Genomic DNA, 18,968 nt, shown 5'->3' on the forward strand with positions numbered 1-18,968 from the left:
CAAACGTGATGCGGATGAAAACCTCGGACGAAGACCTCGCCCTGGCGGCAGTTGGTGGCGACGCGGATGCGTTCGCTACACTGCTCGCGCGGCACTATGACCGGATCTTTCGGCTGGCCTTTCGTTTGACCGGACGTACCGATGAGGCTGAGGACCTGACGCAGGATATCTGCGCAGCATTACCGGCCAAGATTTCAGGGTTCCGGGCTCAGGCGAAATTCACCACATGGCTCTACCGGGTTGTCGTAAATGCCGCCGAAGACGCCCGGCGGCGCAGCGCCAGCCATGATCGTGCTGCATCCGGCTGGGGTGAGGTCGAGCGGCTACGCCTCGCCGAGGCCGTTGAAACCGCGGAAACTGTCGATTGGCTGCACCGCGCAATGCGCGCGCTGCCGCAGGACTTGCGGGACACGCTGGCCCTGACACTCGACGAAGAGATGACGCACGCCGAGGCCGCCAAGGTTTTGGGCGTGTCCCAGGGCACGGTGTCCTGGCGGATGTCCGAAGTCCGAAAGCGTTTGCGCGTATTGCGACAAGAGGAGCTGGCGCAATGACAGACGAGTTTGACGATCTGAAAAGGCACATGGAAGCTGCGATGCCCGCCCCTGATGCGCGTCGTCGCGCCGAAAACCTGCAACTGGCGCAGAAAAACTTCGCCCGCGCCCAAGGATCGCGTGCCGGGAAACGTCCCACTGTTCAGCGAGGTCCAATGGCCCGCCTGACAGAAGGAGCGAAGTCCATGTTGAACACCCTTTCACAGCGCGGCGCGCTGACCGCGACCACGGCCATTGCCGCCGTCGCTTTGGTGATGATCGTGCCGCAAGCTCGGGATATTGTGGTGAACCCGACATCTCGAAGCGAAAGCCGGTTGGCGGCTCCGCAACCGCAAACCGAACAGGATGCCTCTTTACTTGCAGAGGCCGAAGGTCCCGATCTGGAAGCATCGATTGTCGAGGCCCCGGTTGTTGTTGAAGAGGCACTTGCGCCAGCGCCGAAACAGTCTTCGGGAGTGCAGTTCTCGAAGGATGCAGGGCGATTTGAACTGTCTTACGGTACACCCTCCGGAGACAGCACCTCTCCGATGGTTGCACCTGTGATTGACGACGGCGGAGTGGGCCTAAGCCCAAACACCGAAGCCTTCGCCAACACCGATACGAATCCGCTGAAAGTCACGACCGAAGAGCCGGTGTCCACGTTTTCGATCGACGTTGATACGGCCTCGTATTCCATCGTCCGGTCTTCGCTGATGAACGGTCACCTGCCGCCGAAAGACGCGGTGCGGGTGGAAGAGATGGTGAATTACTTTCCATACAGTTACCCTGCACCCGATGGCGACGCTCCGTTTCGTTCGACGATTACGGTGACCCCGACGCCGTGGAACGAAGGGACGCAGCTTGTCCATATCGGTATTCAGGGCGCGTTGCCTGCGATTGAGGATCGGCCGCCGCTGAACCTCGTGTTCCTGATCGACACGTCCGGTTCGATGCAGGACACGAACAAGCTGCCCTTGCTCAAACAATCTTTCCGCCTGTTGCTGTCCGAACTGCGGCCCGAGGATCACGTCTCGATCGTGACCTATGCGGGTAGCGCCGGTCAGCTGCTGGAACCGACGGTCGCCACGGACCGCGCAAAGATTTTGACCGCGTTGGAGCAATTGGAAGCTGGTGGTTCGACTGCCGGGCAAGCCGGACTTCAACAGGCCTATCAGGTGGCTGAAAGCATGGCGGCAGACGGCGACGTGACCCGCGTGATCCTGGCCACGGATGGCGATTTTAACGTGGGGCTTTCAGATCCTGAGGCGTTGGAAGGTTTTATCTCCGGAAAACGCGACAGCGGCACCTATCTGAGCGTGTTGGGATTTGGCCGGGGCAATCTGGATGACGCAATCATGCAGGCGCTGGCCCAGCACGGGAACGGGCAGGCAGCCTATGTCGACACGCTGAGCGAAGCGCGCAAGGTGTTGGTTGATCAACTGGCGGGCGCTTTGTTCCCGATTGCCAATGACGTGAAGATTCAGGTTGAGTTCAACCCCGCACACATCGCCGAATACCGGCTGATTGGTTATGAAACCCGGGCCCTGCGCCGCGAGGACTTTTCGAATGATAAGGTGGATGCGGGCGACATCGGTGCAGGCCACACTGTGACCGCGATCTACGAGGTTACGCCCGTGGGATCAGATGCGACCCGCAACGCGCCCTTGCGCTATGCCACGCAAACCGAACCGCAGACATCCGATGAGATCGGATTTTTTAGGCTCCGATACAAAACCCCGGGAAAAGAGCAGAGTCAGTTGATCGAACAAGCGATATTACCGGTGCAGGGCGCGTCAAACGACGATGTTCGGTTCTCCTACGCGATTGCTGGATTTGGGCAGTTGCTGCGCGGCGGCGTATATCTGGACGACTGGAGCTATGACGATGCCATTGCCCTTGCGAACGGGGCCAAGGGTCAGGACAGATTTGGGTACAGATCCGAAGCGGTCACCCTGATGCGATTGGCGGACACGCTGTCTCAATGAACTCAAGGGGGGCGAAAGTGTTCTGTCGCCCCTCTCTATTCAGTTCAATGAAGGACGCGGGTTGCTTGCGGCGTGAGAGTTGATCCGGCGCACGCTCCACTCGACCGCGTCCCGCATGGTTTTGCCCAGGGCTACGTCAAACGCAGTGACCAGATCAGGCGTCTGGTCGCTCGCCGCTACAACGTTTTCCTGAAACGAGCTGGAGGCGATGATCTTATCCTCGAATTCATCGATGATCTTGATGTTCATGCGCACTTCGACCCGCACGGTCTTTGAGTTTTCAGTTTCCGCGATGACGATACCCTGAAACTCGCGCAGGTCTGGCACGATGATGTAGTCGGCCCGCAACCCTACGGTCGAACGCCCAACGGCGGCCACTCTGTTTGAGTTCTCATAGCTCTCGACCAGCAAGGCCTGAACGATCAGTGGTGCGCGATCAACCCAACGTGCGCGCGGCAAATACTGCACCTGTAGTGGGGTTGGTTGAATTGCAATCTGGTCGGTGTCTACCGCCGCTGTCGCCGTCGGCTCTTGAACCACGATCTGTTTTTGAACCTTCGGCAACGAGGACGAGAAGGTACTTTTGGGTGTCAGCAGATACAGATCATTGGGTTTGGCCGCCTGTTGCAGTGTTCCCAAACCGGCGCAGCCGCCAAGCGACGCAATCATCAGAAACAGAATGAATGGCCTAATCATTGGCGGAACTCCGATGCTTGCGTGCCCAGAAGGAAACGGGCCGGGTCACGCTCGATCTTGTCTACAAGGCGGTCGAGGCTGATGACAAGCCTTTGTGACTCTTCGACAAAACGCACAAACTGGGGCAGGCCAACCCGCAGGAAATCCGAGACCTGGCGGCGGTTGCTTTGCACGATCCCGTCGATCGTGCCCATCAGTTCCGATGCGGAATTCGACGCGCTGAGCACATCGTCTGAGATTTTGTCGATCTTTTCGGTGATGTTTGAAACGGTCGTGGTGACCTGATTTGCTGCCTTGCGGATATCCTCTGCGACCGGGGCCACATCCTCTTCCATAACCCGGTTAGCGGAGTCAAAGGCCCGCTCGGCTGAAACTAGAGTTTCCTTCGCCGTGTCCATGGCCGCAGTGATCGAGCCAAGCGTGGTGTTTGCGTTCAGCACGGTGTCGTTGACGATCTCCAGCGTGACGCTGCCCTCTTCAGACAATTTGGTCAGCCGCTCGGCCAATGCCGATCCTCGCTCGATAAACGGCCGGATGTCTTCCTGCATCACCCGGTCGGCTGTGGCGAGGGTTGTTTTAGCCTCGTCCAGCGCCTCTTTGGCGGATTCCGATGCCGTCTTGACGGAATTCAGGGTATCGTTCCCGGTTTCCAGTGTCGTCTTGGCGGTGTCGACCAAAGGTTCCAGACGCTTGGTGAACTCACCGATATCTTTGGCTGCACCACCAATATCGCTGGAAACGGATTCAAAATCCGACAGCGTTTTGTCCAGCCGTCCGGTGGCCGAGGCCAAATTGTCCAGGATATCGGATACAGCCTGACGGTTCTTATCATTTACGACGGAATTCAAATCCTGAAGCAGCGTAATCGCTTCATCCAGAAGCTTCGGGGCGCCTTCGAAAAGCGTTTGGATCGTGCTGCGTTTGCTTTTGATAACACTGTCTTCGGGCAAACGTTCGGCCGAGGCAGACCCGCCGGTCAGTTCAACGTATCCAACGCCGGTCACACCCAGCGATTGCAGTTGCGCAACCGTGTCTTCGGTCACGGGGATATCGGCATCCACCTCGATCCGCACCCTGACCTTGGACGGATCGTCGTCATCTAGGTTGAGCGAAAGCACCTGTCCGACCGGCAGGCCATTAAAACTGACGCCCCCGGCGGCCGAGAGGCCCGACACGTTGTCAAAAAGAATATCGTAATAGGCGTACTGGCGGGTGACTTCGAATTTTGCTAGCCACAGGAAGAAGGCAAACGCGCCCAGAATACCCGCAAGGGTGAACGCGCCGATCAGGATATAGTTCGCTCGGGTTTCCATCGCCTCTACCTGTTTTACCCCTTCTCCTGCGCCGCGCGGGCGCGGGGGCCTGTGAAGTATTCCTGAACCCAAGGATGATCGACCTTGGTCATCTCTTCAATCGGACCTTCAACCAGCACGCGTTTTTCCGCAAGAACTGCAACGCGGTTGCAACTGGCATAAAGGCTGTCTAGATCGTGTGTGACCATGAAAACGGTCAAACCAAGCGCCTGCTGCAACTCTCCGATCAGATTATCATAGGTGGCCGCGCCGATCGGGTCCAAACCGGCGGTTGGTTCGTCCAGAAAGACGATTTCGGGGTCCAGTGCCAGTGCCCGCGCCAGCGCAGCACGTTTGCGCATGCCACCCGACAACTCCGCAGGAAACTTGCCGCAACTGAGCTGTGGCAACCCGACAAGCGAGATTTTGAGCGCGCCGAGGGATTCCATCAGCTTTTCACTGATCCCGGTATGTTCGCGCAGCGGCGCCATCACGTTCTGCAAGACAGTCAGCGAGGAGAACAACGCGCCATCCTGAAAGGCCACGCCCCAATGCCGCTCGATCCGGCGGCGATCTTCTTCGGGCCCGTTCAGGACATCCACACCCAGAACCTCGATACTGCCGGCCACTGGTGTGTTGAGCCCGACAATCGTGCGTAACAGAACAGATTTCCCGGTGCCCGAGCCGCCGACTATACCAAGAACCTCACCACGCCAGACGTCCAGATCCAGGTTTTCGTGTACCACTTGCGGGCCAAATTGCGTTTTCAGACCCCGAACACGGATCACGGCCTCGCGCTGCGCGTCCGCTTGGGTGGTCTGATGTTGAACCGTTCCGTCCATCTCAAACCCCGATTTGCGAGAAGAAAACGGAGAACAGTGCGTCGATGGCGATTACCATGAAGATCGATTGAACGACCGAGGCGGTGGTTCTCTGACCCACGCTTTGTGCCGAGCCTTTGACCTGCATCGCCTGCCAGCAGGCAACGACGCCAATGACCAAGGCGAAGAATGGAGCCTTGATCAGGCCGACGCCCAGTTGCCAGACACCTGTGTTTTCATTCAGCCGGGTCACAAACATGCCGGGGCTGACGCCAAGGTCGATCCAACTCATCAGCGCGCCGCCGAACAATCCCGCCATGTCTGCCACAAACGCAAGGATCGGCAGCATGATCAGCAAGGCAACAACGCGCGGGATCACCAGAACTTCAATCGGGTCCAGGCCGAGTGTCCGCATCGCATCAATCTCTTCCTGCACTTTCATGGACCCGATTGATGCGGTGAAGGCCGAGCCGGACCGGCCCGCAACAATGATGGCCGTCAGCAGAACACCGAGCTCACGCAGGACCGAAATCGAGATCAGTTCCACGACAAAAATCTCTGCCCCGAATTGCTTAAGCTGGGTCGCCCCCTGAAAGGCCAGCACAACACCGATTAGGAACCCCATCAGGGCAATAATCGGCAAAGCTTTGAACCCGGTCTCTTCCATATGCGTAAACAGGGCGGCGCGGCGCAGTCTCCAGGGCATGACAACAGTTCGTGCAAGCCGATGTAACGTCAGCCCCAAAAAACCGAGAATCGATAAAGTGTCTTTCCATGCGCCGACAGTGCGCTCGCCCACGCTTTCCACCCATTCGACGAAACTGCGCGGCGCGGCAACTTTACCGGGCTTATCCGGGATATTGTGCGATACGGTATCGATCAGCGCTGCATGTGCGGGTTGGACGCCTTGAAACTGTAACTCTGCGCCATTGGACGTGAACCGCTGCGCCATGTTGGCCACCAGCCAAGCGCCGCCTGTGTCCAACGCTTCAACACCCGACAAGTCTACCGTGACTTTCCCGCCGGTTGGCTGGATGTTTCCAAAGGCATTTTCGACGGCTTCAAGCGATTGCGTCAGCATCTGGCCGGCAATGCGGACACGGGTGCCATCGGCGTCATGCTCGGATGTTATTGTCGGACGCGTCATGCAGCTATGTGAAGTGAAACATGCGCGTGCTGCAACGGCTTTGTGCCGGGGAAACCGGATTTGTTCTCACAGGAGTGCCTGGTTGCGACACATGACCGTGGCTTAGGTAAACGAATCCTACAATGTGAGACCTAATTCACTTGTTTCGACTGTCGGTGATGGTATTCTTGCGCCAGTTATTTGTTTTGTTGTTCGGTTGTGTCCTATGTCTGATCATCACTCCAACGTTGATGTCGAAATTGGCTCTGAACGGGGCTTTGGATTTGTCTTTACAGCCGTGTTTCTGATCATCGCACTGTGGCCCGTTTGGGGCGGCGGGTCGGTCCGTTGGATCCCACTGGCAATCGCGACCGGTATTCTGGCGCTGACCTTTTTCGCGCCGCACACGCTGACCAAGCCAAACCGGCTATGGTTTAAATTCGGCATGCTGCTTGGGGCTGTCGTGGCACCAATCGTGATGTTTCTGGTGTTCATCACGACCTTTGTGCCGTTCGGCATTGTTACCCGCCTGTTGGGTAAGGATCTTTTGTCAGAGAAATTGGACAGTTCGGCAAAAAGCTACTGGGTGGATCGCAAGGATCAGCCCGGCAGCATGAAACAACAGTTTTAAAGAAGGGAGTACCGGGCGTGACATTTGTTTCCGAGCTCTGGTCATTCATGAGAGTAAGAAAAAAGTTTTGGCTGCTGCCGATCCTGATCGTTTTGGGCGTGTTCGGCGGGCTTATTGTGCTCAGCCAAGGTTCGGCTATTGCGCCGTTCATTTACACGCTATTCTGATCTTATGACGCATATTCTGGGCATTTCCGCGCTGTATCACGACAGCGCAGCCGCCTTGCTGCGCGATGGCAAAATTGTTGCCGCCGCGCAGGAAGAGCGTTTTACGCGCCGCAAACACGACCCCGGCTTTCCCGAGAAGGCCATTGAATACGTGTTGGCCGAATCGGGCATTACGCTTGCTGACGTCGACAATGTCGTGTTTTACGACAAACCGTTTCTCAAGTTCGAACGGCTGATCGAAACCTACATCGCGGTCGCTCCGCGCGGGTTCAATTCTTTCCGCATGGCGATGCCGGTGTGGTTGCGTGAAAAGCTGTTTCTCAAGGATCTGCTCAACAAACAGCTTCGCAAATTCGACCCGGATTTCCCGATCGAGAAGCTGCTGTTTACGGAACATCACGTTAGCCATGCGGCCAGTGCGTTTTATCCCTCACCGTTCGAAGAGGCGATTGTTCTAACCGTGGATGGTGTCGGGGAATGGGCGACGACCACTGTGGGGATCGGGCGTGGCAACGAGCTGACCTTGGTCAAGGAATTGCATTTCCCGCATTCTCTGGGCCTGCTCTATTCCGCATTTACCTATTACACAGGGTTCAAGGTCAATTCTGGCGAATACAAGGTCATGGGCCTCGCGCCATATGGCGTGTCGCAATACAAAGACCTGATCCTTGAACATCTGGTTGATCTGAAAGAGGACGGCTCCTTCCGCCTGAACCAGAAGTATTTCAACTATACGGCTGGATTGACCATGACCAGCCAGGCGCTGGAGGACCTGTTTGGCCATCCGGTTCGGAAACCGGAAACCGATCCGCTGACACAGTTTCACATGGATATCGCGGCATCCGTTCAGGCCGTGACCGAGGAGATCATGCTGCGCATCACCCGCGACCTGGCGCAGGAGCACGGCATTCGAAATCTGTGCATGGCTGGGGGTGTTGCCCTGAACTGCGTGGCCAATGGCAAAATCCTGCGTGACGGTGCCTTTGACAATCTATGGGTTCAGCCAGCCGCTGGCGATGCCGGAGGAGCGCTGGGGGCAGCCTACGCCGCGTGGCATCAGGAGTTGGGGAACCCGCGTGAGGTGTTGCCGGGCGACCAGATGATGGGCGCGTATCTCGGGCCTCGGTTCGAGGACGAGTCAATCGCTGCGGAACTGACCAAGGCGGGCGCAAAGTTCACAACATACGAAAACGGCGAAATGGTCAGCCAGACCGCGCAGGCCCTGGCGGATGGAAAAGCCGTTGGCTGGTTTCAGGGACGCATGGAGTTTGGCCCGCGTGCACTCGGTGCCCGCTCAATCCTGGGCGACCCACGCTCGGAGTCGATGCAGAAGACTCTGAACCTGAAGGTAAAGTACCGCGAAAGCTTCCGCCCGTTTGCACCGTCTGTTTTGCGCGAAGACGTCGGTGAGTGGTTCGAACTGGATGGCGACAGCCCGTATATGCTGATCGTGGCGGATGTGCAGGACCGCATCCGGCGCCAGATGACCGATGAGGAAAACGCCCTGTTCGGCATCGACAAACTGAACGTAAAACGATCCGACATTCCGGCTGTGACCCATGTGGACTATTCCGCGCGTATCCAGACCGTGCATGAAGAGACCAACCCGGCCTACCACGCGCTGATTTCCAAGTTCAAAGAACTGACTGGATGCTCATTGGTCGTCAACACATCGTTCAACGTGCGCGGCGAGCCGATTGTGTGTACCCCCACGGACGCGTTCCGATGCTTCATGGGCACGGATATCGAGGTCTTGTCTATCGGTAACTGCCTGCTGCGCAAGGAAGAACAGGATCCTGCGCTCAAGGAAAATTACGAGACGAAATACGAGCTCGACTAACCTGTTGCATGCACACGGGAACCGCGACACAGTCCGCATCTGAATATCGGGTGCGGAAACGGGGATCGTGCCATGCGCCAGGCCGGAAACGTCTTGTTCATTATCGTCGACCAGTTGCGGGCCGATTGCCTGACCGGGGCGTTGGCGGCACATGTCGATTTGCCGAACTTGCGGGCCTTTATGGATGAGGCGGTGACGTTCACCCGCCACTATTCGGTCACCAACCCCTGCGGCCCATCGCGTGCGTCGATCCTGACCGGTCAATACGCCATGAACCACCGCTCGGTGCGCAACGGAACGCCGCTGCGCCATGACACAGCAAATATCGCGACGGAAATGCGCAAGGCAGGGTACCTGCCGATGCTCTTTGGCTATACCGACACCTCCGCCGACCCGCGTGTTCATCACCCGAGTGACCCGGTCCTGACGTCTTATGAGCAATCGATGGATGGATTTCTCGAGGTTGTCGAAATGCGCCTCGAGGAGTCCTATCCGTGGCGCGCGCACCTGATGAAAAAGGGCTATGCGTTTGGAAATTATTGGGATGTTTATAGACCCGTTTCTCGTGACGGCACCGCTCCGAAACTGAATGACCCTGCCCTGTATCGGGCCGAAGACAGTGACACTGCGTTTCTGACCGATGCATTTCTGGAGAGGATTGCCTCGCACCGAGGCGAGAACTGGTTTGCGCATCTGACTTACATCCGACCCCATCCGCCGCTGGTTGCTCCGGCGCCTTACAATGACATGTATGATCCGGCGGGGATTCCCTTGCCGCAGCGGCTGCCCACGCTCGATGACGAACGCGCCCTACATCCGTTTTTTGAACCCAAGCTCAGCCCTAACTCTGCGGCGGGTGTTGTTTTTGGCTTTGCTGATGTCCCGCCGACAGATGAAAACATCCAAACCCTGCGGGCCGTCTATCTCGGGTTGGCGACCGAGGTGGATCACCATATCGGGCGGGTTGTTCAGTACCTCAAAGACAGCGGTCAATATGACGACACATTGTTGGTGATCACGGCGGACCATGGCGAAATGCTGGGTGACCGGCACAGCTGGGGCAAAATGACGGTGTATGATGCGGCGTACCACACCCCGCTGATGATCCGGATGCCCGGCAACACGGCGCGTGCCGGGGCCAGGGTTGTCGTGCCAACAGAATCCATCGACATCACGCCGACAATTCTGGATTGGGTGGGTCAGGCCGCTCCGAATGCGATGGACGGGCGATCTTTGCTGCCGCTCTTGCGCGGTGAGTATCCGGAAGTTTGGCGCACATACTCTTTCAGCGAACTGGACTTTTGCGAACCCGAAAACCCGACGCTGTGGCAGAAGCACCTGGGAACTGGCAACAGCGACTCCTGTTTGGGCATCCTGCGCGACGAACGGTTCACGCTGGTTGAATTCGCTGCCGATCTGCCGCCCCTTCTGTTTGACCAAAAAGGCAGGGGAGAGCTTGAGGACGTCGCGGACAAGCCTGAATTCGCGACGGACCTCGCCCGGCTGTCACGGCAGATGCTGCGGCACAGGATGCGCAATATGGACCACACATTGTCACTGCACTCGATCACGCCGATGGGTGCGAAATCTCAGTCCCGGTTCTAGGCGGTGACCCCAATCGGACGGCGACCCAAAATCCTAGACAAATTCGCATCTTACGATATCGTCACCTTTGATTACTCTGGTTTGATTTAACACCGCCGGGCAGCCAAGGTGAAATCGCGAGCGAACTGCAGATCACTCGTTCCGCCCGCACAGCTTTCCCGGCCCTTGGGTTTCTGGCGTGCCCGGCACGTCGTTCGTGTCGTTTGATGCGTGGGAGGTGAGTCATGTTTGACTGGTTTGTAAACGTTTTGCAGACCTACCCCGAACTTGCGGTGTTCCTGTCCATTGGCATCGGATTTCTGGTTGGACCCTGGAAGTTCATGGGGTTCAGTCTTGGGTCGGTCACCGGCACCCTGTTGGCGGCCGTGGTGATTGGCCAAGTGCATATCGACATCGATTCCGCTGTTAAATCAACGTTTTTCATCATGTTCATCTTTGCCGTTGGCTATGGTGTAGGCCCGCAGTTTATTCGTGGTCTCAAGGCCGACGGCGCGCGCGAGGTGCTTTTTGCGCTCAGTGTTCTCGCGCTCTGCCTGATTGTGCCGTTGATCTCGGCCAAAGTCGCGGGGCTTGAGCTTGGATTTGCTGCCGGTTTGTATGCCGGATCGCAGACTATTTCGGCGGCCATCGGTGTGGCAACAGATCAGATCAATCAGCTGGGTCTGTCATCCGAACAGGCGCAGACCTATGCCAATCAGATCCCAATCGCATATGCCGTCACCTATATCTATGGCACTATCGGGTCGGCCATCATTCTGGCCAAGATCGGACCCAGGCTGATCGGTGTCGATCTGGTCGCAGCCTGCAAGGAATATGAGGCCAAACTGGGGGGTGCCACGGCCGTTGAAACCGGTGATGGAATCGTATCCGGCTACCGCGCCATCGAAGCGCGGGCATTTGAAATCCCCGACGGCAGTGATCTGCTGGGCCAGCCGGTCAAGGACCTGCTGCCGGGCGTTCGGATCTATGCGGAGCGGATCAAGCGCGGCGATCAGATCATCGAGGTCGATGACAACACAATGCTGGAGGCTGGCGATATCGTCATGTTCTCGGGCCGGCGCGCGGATTTGGTGGGTCTGCTGGAAACCAGCCTGCGCGAAGCAGATGCGCCTGAATTGCTGAGCATTCCTTCGGAAAAACTGGACGTTCTGATCACCAGCAAAGAGGTCCATGGAAGGACGCTGGAACAGCTTGGCAAACAGCCCATAGCGCGCGGTGTTTATGTCTCGAAACTCATGCGCAACATGGTCGAATTGCCGCTGTTGCCCGGCACGGTGGTGCATCGTGGCGACATCCTGACGGTCTTGGGCAACAAACGTCATGTCGAGGCCGCGATCGCAGAAATCGGATATGCGGATCGTCCGGTCGATACGACAGATCTGGCATTCGTAGGTTGGGGTATCTTTATCGGCGGTCTGGTAGGCACGCTGGCCATCATGATGGGCGGGTTCCCTATCAGCCTGTCGACCACCGGAGGGGCGCTGCTGGCCGGGCTTGTTCTGGGGTGGCTGCGCACCGTGCATCCGACATTTGGCCGTATTCCCGGCCCGTCACTGTGGCTGATGAATACTCTCGGGCTGAATGTTTTTATTGCGGTGATCGGGATCACGGCCGGACCTGGATTTATCGCCGGGCTGCAACAGGCCGGCGTCGCTTTGCTGTTGTGGGGCATCCTGGCGACATCTTTGCCGATGATCTTTTCGGTGTATGTCGGGCACTACGTCTTCAAATTCCACCCAGCCATCTTGTTCGGGGCATGTGCCGGCGCCCGAACAACGACCGCGGCCCTCGGCATGATTCAGGAAGCCGCACAGAGCCGCATCCCCGCGCTGGGTTACGGTATGCCCTATGCAATCGGAAACACGTTGCTGACCATCTTTGGCATGGTCGTTGTTCTGATCCTAAGCTGATTTCGAAAGGTGAGTTCCATGGACCGACTGAAACTGCACGATTACGAAGCACTCAGCCCCTTTCAGATCAAGGATGAGCTGATCAAACTGGCCTCTGACGAAGCCCGCAAGTCCAACAGCGCCTTTCTGAACGCCGGACGTGGCAACCCCAACTGGATCGCCACCCGTCCGCGCGAAGCGTTTTTTGCATTGGGCCAGTTCGCGGTTCTCGAGGCAAAACGTACGATGAACCATCCCGCAGGTCTGGGCGGGATGCCAGCCATGAAGGGGTGCCATGACCGCCTGCTGGCATGGGCCGACTCGCATGGCGATTTGCCTGGCGTGGATACGCTCATGGAGGTCGTCAAACACGCAATTTTTGCCTTTGATTTCGATGCGGATGCATTCGTGCATGAATTGACGGATTCGATTATCGGCGACAACTATCCGGTGCCGGACCGCATCCTCAAGCACAACGCGGCCATCGCGCATGAATACCTGATGTGGGCCATGTGTTCCGGCCAGCGACCGGATGCGCAATTCGACCTGTTCGCGGTCGAAGGTGGCACGGCGGCCATGTGTTACATCTTCAAAACGCTCAAGGCGAACCGGCTTTTGAATCCGGGCGATACAATTGCGTTGTGTACGCCGATTTTCACACCGTATCTGGAAATGCCGGAACTGGAAGACTACAGCCTGAAATCCGTGCATGTCGAAACCGATGAAAAGGACGGTTTCCAACTGACCGATGCAGCAGTGGACAAGCTGAAGGACCCCAAGGTCAAAGCCTTCTTTCTGGTCAATCCGGGCAACCCCTCTTCGGTTGCGCTTAGCACCGCTTCATTAAAGAAACTGGCTGATCTGGTAGAAAACCACCGCCCCGATCTGATTGTCCTGACCGATGACGTTTATGGAACGTTTGTGCATGATTTCACATCCGTCATGGGGCAATTACCGCGCAACACGATCGGCGTCTATTCCTATTCCAAGTATTTCGGCTGCACCGGCTGGCGCCTTGGCGTGATTGCGGTCGCGCAGGACAATATCTTTGATCTGAAACTTGCGGAGCACCCGCAAGACATCAAAGATGCGCTGGACAAACGATACGGAACGTTGAGCCTGACGCCGAGCGACATTCGGTTCATTGACCGAATGGTTGCCGACAGCCGCGACGTGGCCCTGAACCATACGGCTGGATTGTCCTTGCCGCAGCAAGTCATGATGACGCTGTTTTCTCTGGTCGAACTGGTCGACACGAAAAAGGCCTATCAGACCGCATGCATGGAGTTGGTGCATCGTCGTTTCAAACTGCTGACCGAGTCCCTGGGGATCGAGATCGATCCCGGTGATCACTATGATGCCTATTATGGAATTCTCGACTTTGAATACTGGCTGCGCAAATACGTGGGCGAGGATGTCGTCGCCTGGATCAAAGAGAATGTGCATCCCTTGGATATCGCGTTCAAGTTGGCCGAGGATCACGGGATCGTCCTGCTGAACGGCAGCGGCTTTGACGCACCGGGCTGGTCGGCGCGGGTGTCCTTTGCCAACCTGCCCGATGAAGCCTATTCGCAGATTGGCCGTGCTGTGCGGTCAGTGGCGCGCGGCTATGTCGAGGCGTATCGAGCCGCAAACAACCAGCCCATGCATGGCTGACCGGATCGGGTAACAGACCCTATCCCCTCTACAACTGCATCAGATCTGATGTTACGCATATGTCGTGCGGAGGACGACATTGGACATTACCGAACAGCGCATCAAAGCGATGACAACCGCCGGGCTGAACCTGATCGGTCAGGCACTTTCGATCTATGACAGCGAGTTACGGCTGGTGCTGAGCAACCGCCGGTTCCAGGAAATGTTCGATCTACCAGATGGTTTGGTTCGGCCCGGCGCGTTGTTCAAGGATACGATTCGTTTCCTCGCCAGTCGCGGTGAGTATGGCGATGAGGGTGACGTTGAGGAGATGGTCTCCATCCGCGTCGAACAGGCCCTGGCGTTCGAACCGCATTATATGGAACGGGTGCGACCCAACGGGCAGGTTTTGTCCGTCGAAGGGGCACCGTTGCCGCAAGGCGGATGGGTTGCGGTCTACACGGACATCACCGGCACCAAACGGGCCGAGGATCTGCTGCGCACCCGCTCCGAAGAGCTGTCAGATCAATTGCTGAGCCACGCCGAAGAGCTGTCGGCAACCAACCGAAAGCTGGCCGCCACCATCACTGCGCTGGAAGAAGCCAAGCGGGAATTGACCGAAATCGAGGCGCGCACGCGTATGACGACGGAAATGATGCCCGCCCATATCGCGCATCTGGATGCCAGCGGGCGTTATGACTATTCGAATCGCCGCCTCAGTTCGGTCATGCCCGGGCGCCCGTCCGAAATCCTGGGTCTTCATATTTCAGAGGCTTTGGGGCAAACCGCGTTCGGACGGGTCGAACCGCATCTGCAAAAGGCATATGACGGCGAAACCTCGGTGTTCGAGTTCACCGAGGATCAGGGTGCCCGACGCATCCGGGTGTCCTTCACGCCAGATGGGGAAGGGGGCGTCTATGTGATGTCGGTGGATATCACTGAAGAAACGCAGGCGCGCGTTGCCTTGCAGCAAACCCGACGGCGCGAGATGGCGGCCCAGATGACCAGCGGGCTGGCGCATGATTTTTCCAATCTGCTGACCATCATTCTGGGCATGCAGGCAAGGCTGGACAAAATGGGCTTGCCAGAGGACGCACGCGAGCTTGTGTCCGCGACCCAGCAAACAGCGCGCCGGGGCGGGCAATTGCTGAACCGCATCGCCGACATGACCGGCAATCGGACGCCGCATCCACAGGCCACAGACATGCACGGCTTGCTGGAAGATTTGCGCATTCTTGCGTCTCCGTCATTGCCGCGCGGTGTTGGCCTGTCTGTTGTATGCACTTTGCCGGATCAAGCGCTGATGCTGGACCCCGGTATGGTGCAGGACGCGCTGCTGAACTTGGTTTTGAACGCGCGCGACGCTTGCGGCAGTTCCGGTCAGATCACGATCAGCGCTCACACAATCGGTGCTATTTGGGTGGAAATTACGGTGTCCGACACCGGCCCCGGTTTTTCGACCGATGCATTGAAGAAAGCGCTCAATCCGTTTTTTACCACCAAAGGCAGTCAGGGATCCGGACTGGGTTTGCCGATGGTCTACGACACCGTGAAACTAGCGGGCGGCGATCTGAGCCTGAAGAACACGCCCTCGGGCGCATCTGTGATCATTCGCCTACCGTATAGACCTGCTCCGCCCGTTCAGGATGGGTTGGTTCTGCTGGTCGAAGACAATGATGACCTGCGTGGCCAGTTTCGCGAGATGCTCGTGGACCTTGGGTTTTCGGTCATCGAAGCGATCTCGGTTGATGAGGCCCTGGCCCTGACCGCAGACATCGACGATATTGTGCTGGTCTTGTCGGATATTCGCCTCGCCGGATCGGGTACCGGGCTCAATCTGTTGGCTCGGCTAAAGAGCAGCTTGCCGTGTATCCTGATGACATCCCTACCCGCAACCGATCCTTTATACCGCGAGGCCCTGGCGGTCGCGCCGGTTTTGCGCAAGCCGTTTTCGCAAGCACAATTGTCCGCGCTGATCCGAACTGAGGCCGCCTGATGACGCAACCGTTGGTCACCATTCTCGATGATGAGCCCGAAATTCGCCGCATGCTGACCGATGCGCTTGAAGATGCCGGGTTCCGAACACAGAGTTTTTCGCGCGCGCGGGAGTTCGAGGCCGCGTTGAACCGGGTCACCCCGGATGTATGTTTGGTTGATCTGTCCCTGCCCGATACGGACGGGTTGGCGCTGGTGCATCGACTGGCCTTGGAGCAAGGCGCGGCTGTTATCATTGTTTCCGGGCGCGTGCAGGTTCAGGATCGGGTCACGGGGTTGGAACTCGGTGCGGATGACTACATTACCAAGCCGTTTGATCCAGCCGAGGTGGTGGCGCGCATTCGCGCCAGACTGCGATCCCCGCGCGCGCAAAACGCCCATTCGGATGTGGCGAGTTTTAACGGCTGGACGGCTTATTTCGATCGGTACATGCTTAAGGATGGCAATGGCGAGGAAACGCTGTTTAGCCATGCCGAAGGTGAAGTGTTGCGCCTTTTTCTGGAGAGCCCCAAGCGCCTGATCACCCGCGCTCAGATGCAGGACTCCCTCGGCGGCGCGGCTGGGGACAGCTTCGACCGGGCCATGGACGTTCGTATCTCACGCCTGAGAACCAAGCTGCGCGAAGACCCCAAAAACCCACGCCTGATCAAGACGATCTATGGTGCGGGATACATTTTTTTAGGGGACGTGGAGTGGCGCTAGAGGATTCTTCGAGCCGTCATGCGAACAGAATGCTAAAAGGATAGCCGAAATTTTCCTATTCTAGAACAACTTACGCAAGTTGTTGCGATGAACGGCAAGACAAAGTGCAGCAGCATTCCTAACGCTGAGTGCAATCTTGCTAAGCGGGGTGGAATATCAGCCCCGTCCCGCTTAATTAACACCAATCCGTTTCTGGCGCCGATCAGGGTGTTTTGATCACTGCCATGGCTTCAGTAAAGCGACGGAAAAGGTTTTGGAGAGTACAATGATCAAGCAAGCCTGGGCGAATTGGCGATCTGGCTACATTGGTCGCCTCTTAAGCGAGAGCCTGCGCAACCAGGGTTGGTTGTACGGTATTGCGATGATTGCGATGGTCGTTGCGGCCGTAACTACCGCAGGTGCGGCGTGGATGATGGAAAACATCGTCGATGCTATGACCACACCAGATATGCGGTCGCAGGCGCATTTGGTGGCGTTGGCGGTGATCGCGCTTTTTGGTGCCAAGGCCGTGGCGTCTTATGTCCAGTCGCTGTACCTCGCCCGAGCGGGCAACCGGATCATTGCTGCCCAACAGACAAAACTATACGAAAAATTGCTGAAACGGGGCGTTGGCTACTTCGCAGAGATCGAGTCGTCCAACCTGTTGATGCGTGTGACCGCCGGGGCAGGGGCTGCCCGGCAACTCGTTGACGTCATTGTCACCAGTTTTGTCCGCGACGCGCTGACGCTTGTTGGTTTGATATTCGTCATGGTGTACCAGCAGCCGCTCTTGTCCCTTTTGTTTTTTATTGTCGGCCCATTTGCATTGATCAGTGTGCGTTACCTGCTCAAGAACGTGCGCAAAATCATGCAGTCTGAAATGAAGTACCTGTCTGAAATCATTCAGGTTTTACAAGAAACCGCCAACGGTATTCAGGTGATCAAGGTTTTTGCACTAGAAGACCGTATGGCAGGGCGCATGAATGTTGCGATCAAGCGGGTCGAACAGCGGTCCAACGACATTGCCAAGCTACAATCTATTGCCAGCCCGATGATGGAGTTTCTGGCCGGGATCGCGGTGGCGGGCGTTCTGGTCGTGAGCACGATGGGCCTCGCCGGGAGCGAGCCGCCGACGGCGGGCCAATTGATGTCCTTTATAACCGCGTTGCTGATGGCGTATGAACCTGCGAAACGCCTGTCGCGCATGCGTGTTGTTATCGAAACCTGCATGGTGCCGATTGAACTGATGTTCGAACTGCTCGATGAAGAAGACACGATGCGCGAACACCCCGCGCCGAAAGAGCTGCGCGATGGTCCTGGCGAGGTGCGTTTGAACAACGTCACGTTTGGGTATCAGGGTGCGCTACCGGTGATCCAAAACATGAACCTCACCTTCGAGGCCGGGAAAACCACCGCTTTGGTTGGCCAGTCCGGCGGCGGAAAGTCGACGATCTTCGGTCTGATCATGCGGTTTTATGACCCGGATCAGGGCGTCGTTGAAATCGATGGGCAGGACCTTATGGAGGTCAGCTTTGCCTCGCTGCGCCGCAAGATTTCATATGTGGGACAGGATACGTTTCTGTTTTCGACCAGTGTGCGGGAGAATTTGCGCTATGCCAACCCCTCAGCGACCGATGAAGAGATTGAAGACGCGGCACGGGCCGCACATGCCCATGATTTCATAAAGGCCATGCCGCAAGGCTATGACACACAGGTTGGCGAGAACGGCGCCTTTCTGTCCGGTGGACAGAAACAGCGCTTGGCAATCGCGCGGGCCATCCTGCGGAAGACAGAAATTCTGTTGCTGGATGAAGCGACCAGCGCGCTGGACGCGGACTCCGAGGCGCTGGTGAAAGAAGCGCTGGACAAGCTGACGCACGGGGTCACGACGATCGTGATTGCCCACCGATTGTCGACCGTTCTGGAGGCGGACAGAATTATGGTTGTTCAGGATGGTGAAGTTATCGAGCAAGGAAATCTGGACGATTTGATGGAACAGAACGGCGCCTTCCGTCGCTTGTTCGATCAGCAGTTCAAACGTGCTGCGTCTTAACGCTGAATAACAGCCTGAG

Annotated in this window: 15 protein-coding genes; 11 read left to right on the top strand and 4 right to left on the bottom strand. The window is 57.2% G+C overall.

Features of this window, described 5'->3' with window-relative positions:
• Window positions 1-14: 14 nt before the first annotated feature.
• Both ACR3ES_RS03545 and ACR3ES_RS03550 read left to right on the top strand, forming a co-directional pair.
• A complete protein-coding gene (locus ACR3ES_RS03545) occupies window positions 15-554 on the top strand; it encodes an RNA polymerase sigma factor (RefSeq protein ID WP_170431704.1) in 540 nt (179 codons plus the stop codon).
• 29 nt (window positions 555-583) lie between these two features.
• A complete protein-coding gene (locus tag ACR3ES_RS03550; RefSeq protein ID WP_480425546.1) occupies window positions 584-2,518 on the top strand; it encodes a vWA domain-containing protein in 1,935 nt (644 codons plus the stop codon).
• Window positions 2,519-2,557: 39 nt separating this feature from the next.
• On the opposite strand, the gene ACR3ES_RS03555 is transcribed toward ACR3ES_RS03550, so the two are convergent.
• From ACR3ES_RS03555 to ACR3ES_RS03570, 4 genes are read right to left on the bottom strand one after another with little or no spacing between them, the layout of a single operon-like run.
• Window positions 2,558-3,214: an ABC-type transport auxiliary lipoprotein family protein gene (locus ACR3ES_RS03555; protein ID WP_170431294.1), complete on the bottom strand. Its 657-nt coding sequence runs from the start codon at window positions 3,212-3,214 to the stop codon at window positions 2,558-2,560.
• A complete protein-coding gene (locus ACR3ES_RS03560; protein ID WP_170431292.1) occupies window positions 3,211-4,527 on the bottom strand; it encodes an MlaD family protein in 1,317 nt (438 codons plus the stop codon). Before ACR3ES_RS03560 ends, ACR3ES_RS03555 begins: the two co-directional genes overlap by 4 nt.
• A gap of 14 nt (window positions 4,528-4,541) precedes the next feature.
• Window positions 4,542-5,348, bottom strand: coding sequence for an ABC transporter ATP-binding protein (locus ACR3ES_RS03565; RefSeq protein WP_480424810.1), 807 nt, complete (start codon window positions 5,346-5,348; stop codon window positions 4,542-4,544).
• Between the two features lies 1 nt (window position 5,349).
• Entirely contained in the window at window positions 5,350-6,474 is a 1,125-nt protein-coding gene (locus tag ACR3ES_RS03570; RefSeq protein WP_170431288.1) for an ABC transporter permease, read from the bottom strand.
• 205 nt (window positions 6,475-6,679) lie between these two features.
• Between ACR3ES_RS03570 and ACR3ES_RS03575 the strand changes: the two genes are divergently transcribed.
• The 9 genes from ACR3ES_RS03575 to ACR3ES_RS03615 all read left to right on the top strand — a co-directional run bounded on the left by ACR3ES_RS03575 (window position 6,680) and on the right by ACR3ES_RS03615 (window position 18,949).
• Complete coding sequence (locus tag ACR3ES_RS03575; RefSeq protein WP_170431286.1) at window positions 6,680-7,084, top strand: SxtJ family membrane protein; 405 nt, start codon at window positions 6,680-6,682, stop codon at window positions 7,082-7,084.
• A 17-nt stretch (window positions 7,085-7,101) separates the two neighbouring features.
• Window positions 7,102-7,251 carry a DUF5989 family protein gene (locus ACR3ES_RS03580; protein WP_170431284.1) on the top strand — a complete coding sequence of 50 codons (150 nt, stop codon included), beginning with the start codon at window positions 7,102-7,104 and terminating at the stop codon, window positions 7,249-7,251.
• A gap of 4 nt (window positions 7,252-7,255) precedes the next feature.
• The gene (locus ACR3ES_RS03585; RefSeq protein ID WP_480426429.1) at window positions 7,256-9,091 is read left to right on the top strand and encodes a carbamoyltransferase family protein; all 1,836 of its coding nucleotides are present in this window, start codon (window positions 7,256-7,258) and stop codon (window positions 9,089-9,091) included.
• Between the two features lie 72 nt (window positions 9,092-9,163).
• Window positions 9,164-10,696, top strand: coding sequence for an alkaline phosphatase family protein (locus tag ACR3ES_RS03590; protein ID WP_170431282.1), 1,533 nt, complete (start codon window positions 9,164-9,166; stop codon window positions 10,694-10,696).
• Window positions 10,697-10,920: 224 nt separating this feature from the next.
• Complete coding sequence (gene aspT, locus ACR3ES_RS03595; protein WP_170431280.1) at window positions 10,921-12,606, top strand: aspartate-alanine antiporter; 1,686 nt, start codon at window positions 10,921-10,923, stop codon at window positions 12,604-12,606.
• Window positions 12,607-12,624: 18 nt separating this feature from the next.
• Window positions 12,625-14,241, top strand: a complete 1,617-nt coding sequence (locus ACR3ES_RS03600) for a bifunctional aspartate transaminase/aspartate 4-decarboxylase (protein ID WP_170431278.1) — start codon at window positions 12,625-12,627, stop codon at window positions 14,239-14,241.
• Between the two features lie 109 nt (window positions 14,242-14,350).
• Window positions 14,351-16,216 (top strand): hybrid sensor histidine kinase/response regulator, encoded by a 1,866-nt coding sequence (locus tag ACR3ES_RS03605; RefSeq protein WP_480425548.1) that lies wholly within the window; start codon window positions 14,351-14,353, stop codon window positions 16,214-16,216.
• Window positions 16,216-16,917 (top strand): response regulator transcription factor, encoded by a 702-nt coding sequence (locus tag ACR3ES_RS03610; RefSeq protein ID WP_170431274.1) that lies wholly within the window; start codon window positions 16,216-16,218, stop codon window positions 16,915-16,917. The genes ACR3ES_RS03605 and ACR3ES_RS03610 overlap by 1 nt, the downstream gene beginning before the upstream one ends.
• A gap of 265 nt (window positions 16,918-17,182) precedes the next feature.
• A complete protein-coding gene (locus ACR3ES_RS03615; protein ID WP_170431272.1) occupies window positions 17,183-18,949 on the top strand; it encodes an ABC transporter ATP-binding protein in 1,767 nt (588 codons plus the stop codon).
• Window positions 18,950-18,968: the final 19 nt, after the last annotated feature.

The sequence above is a fragment of the Ruegeria sp. B1 genome, assembly GCF_056535885.1.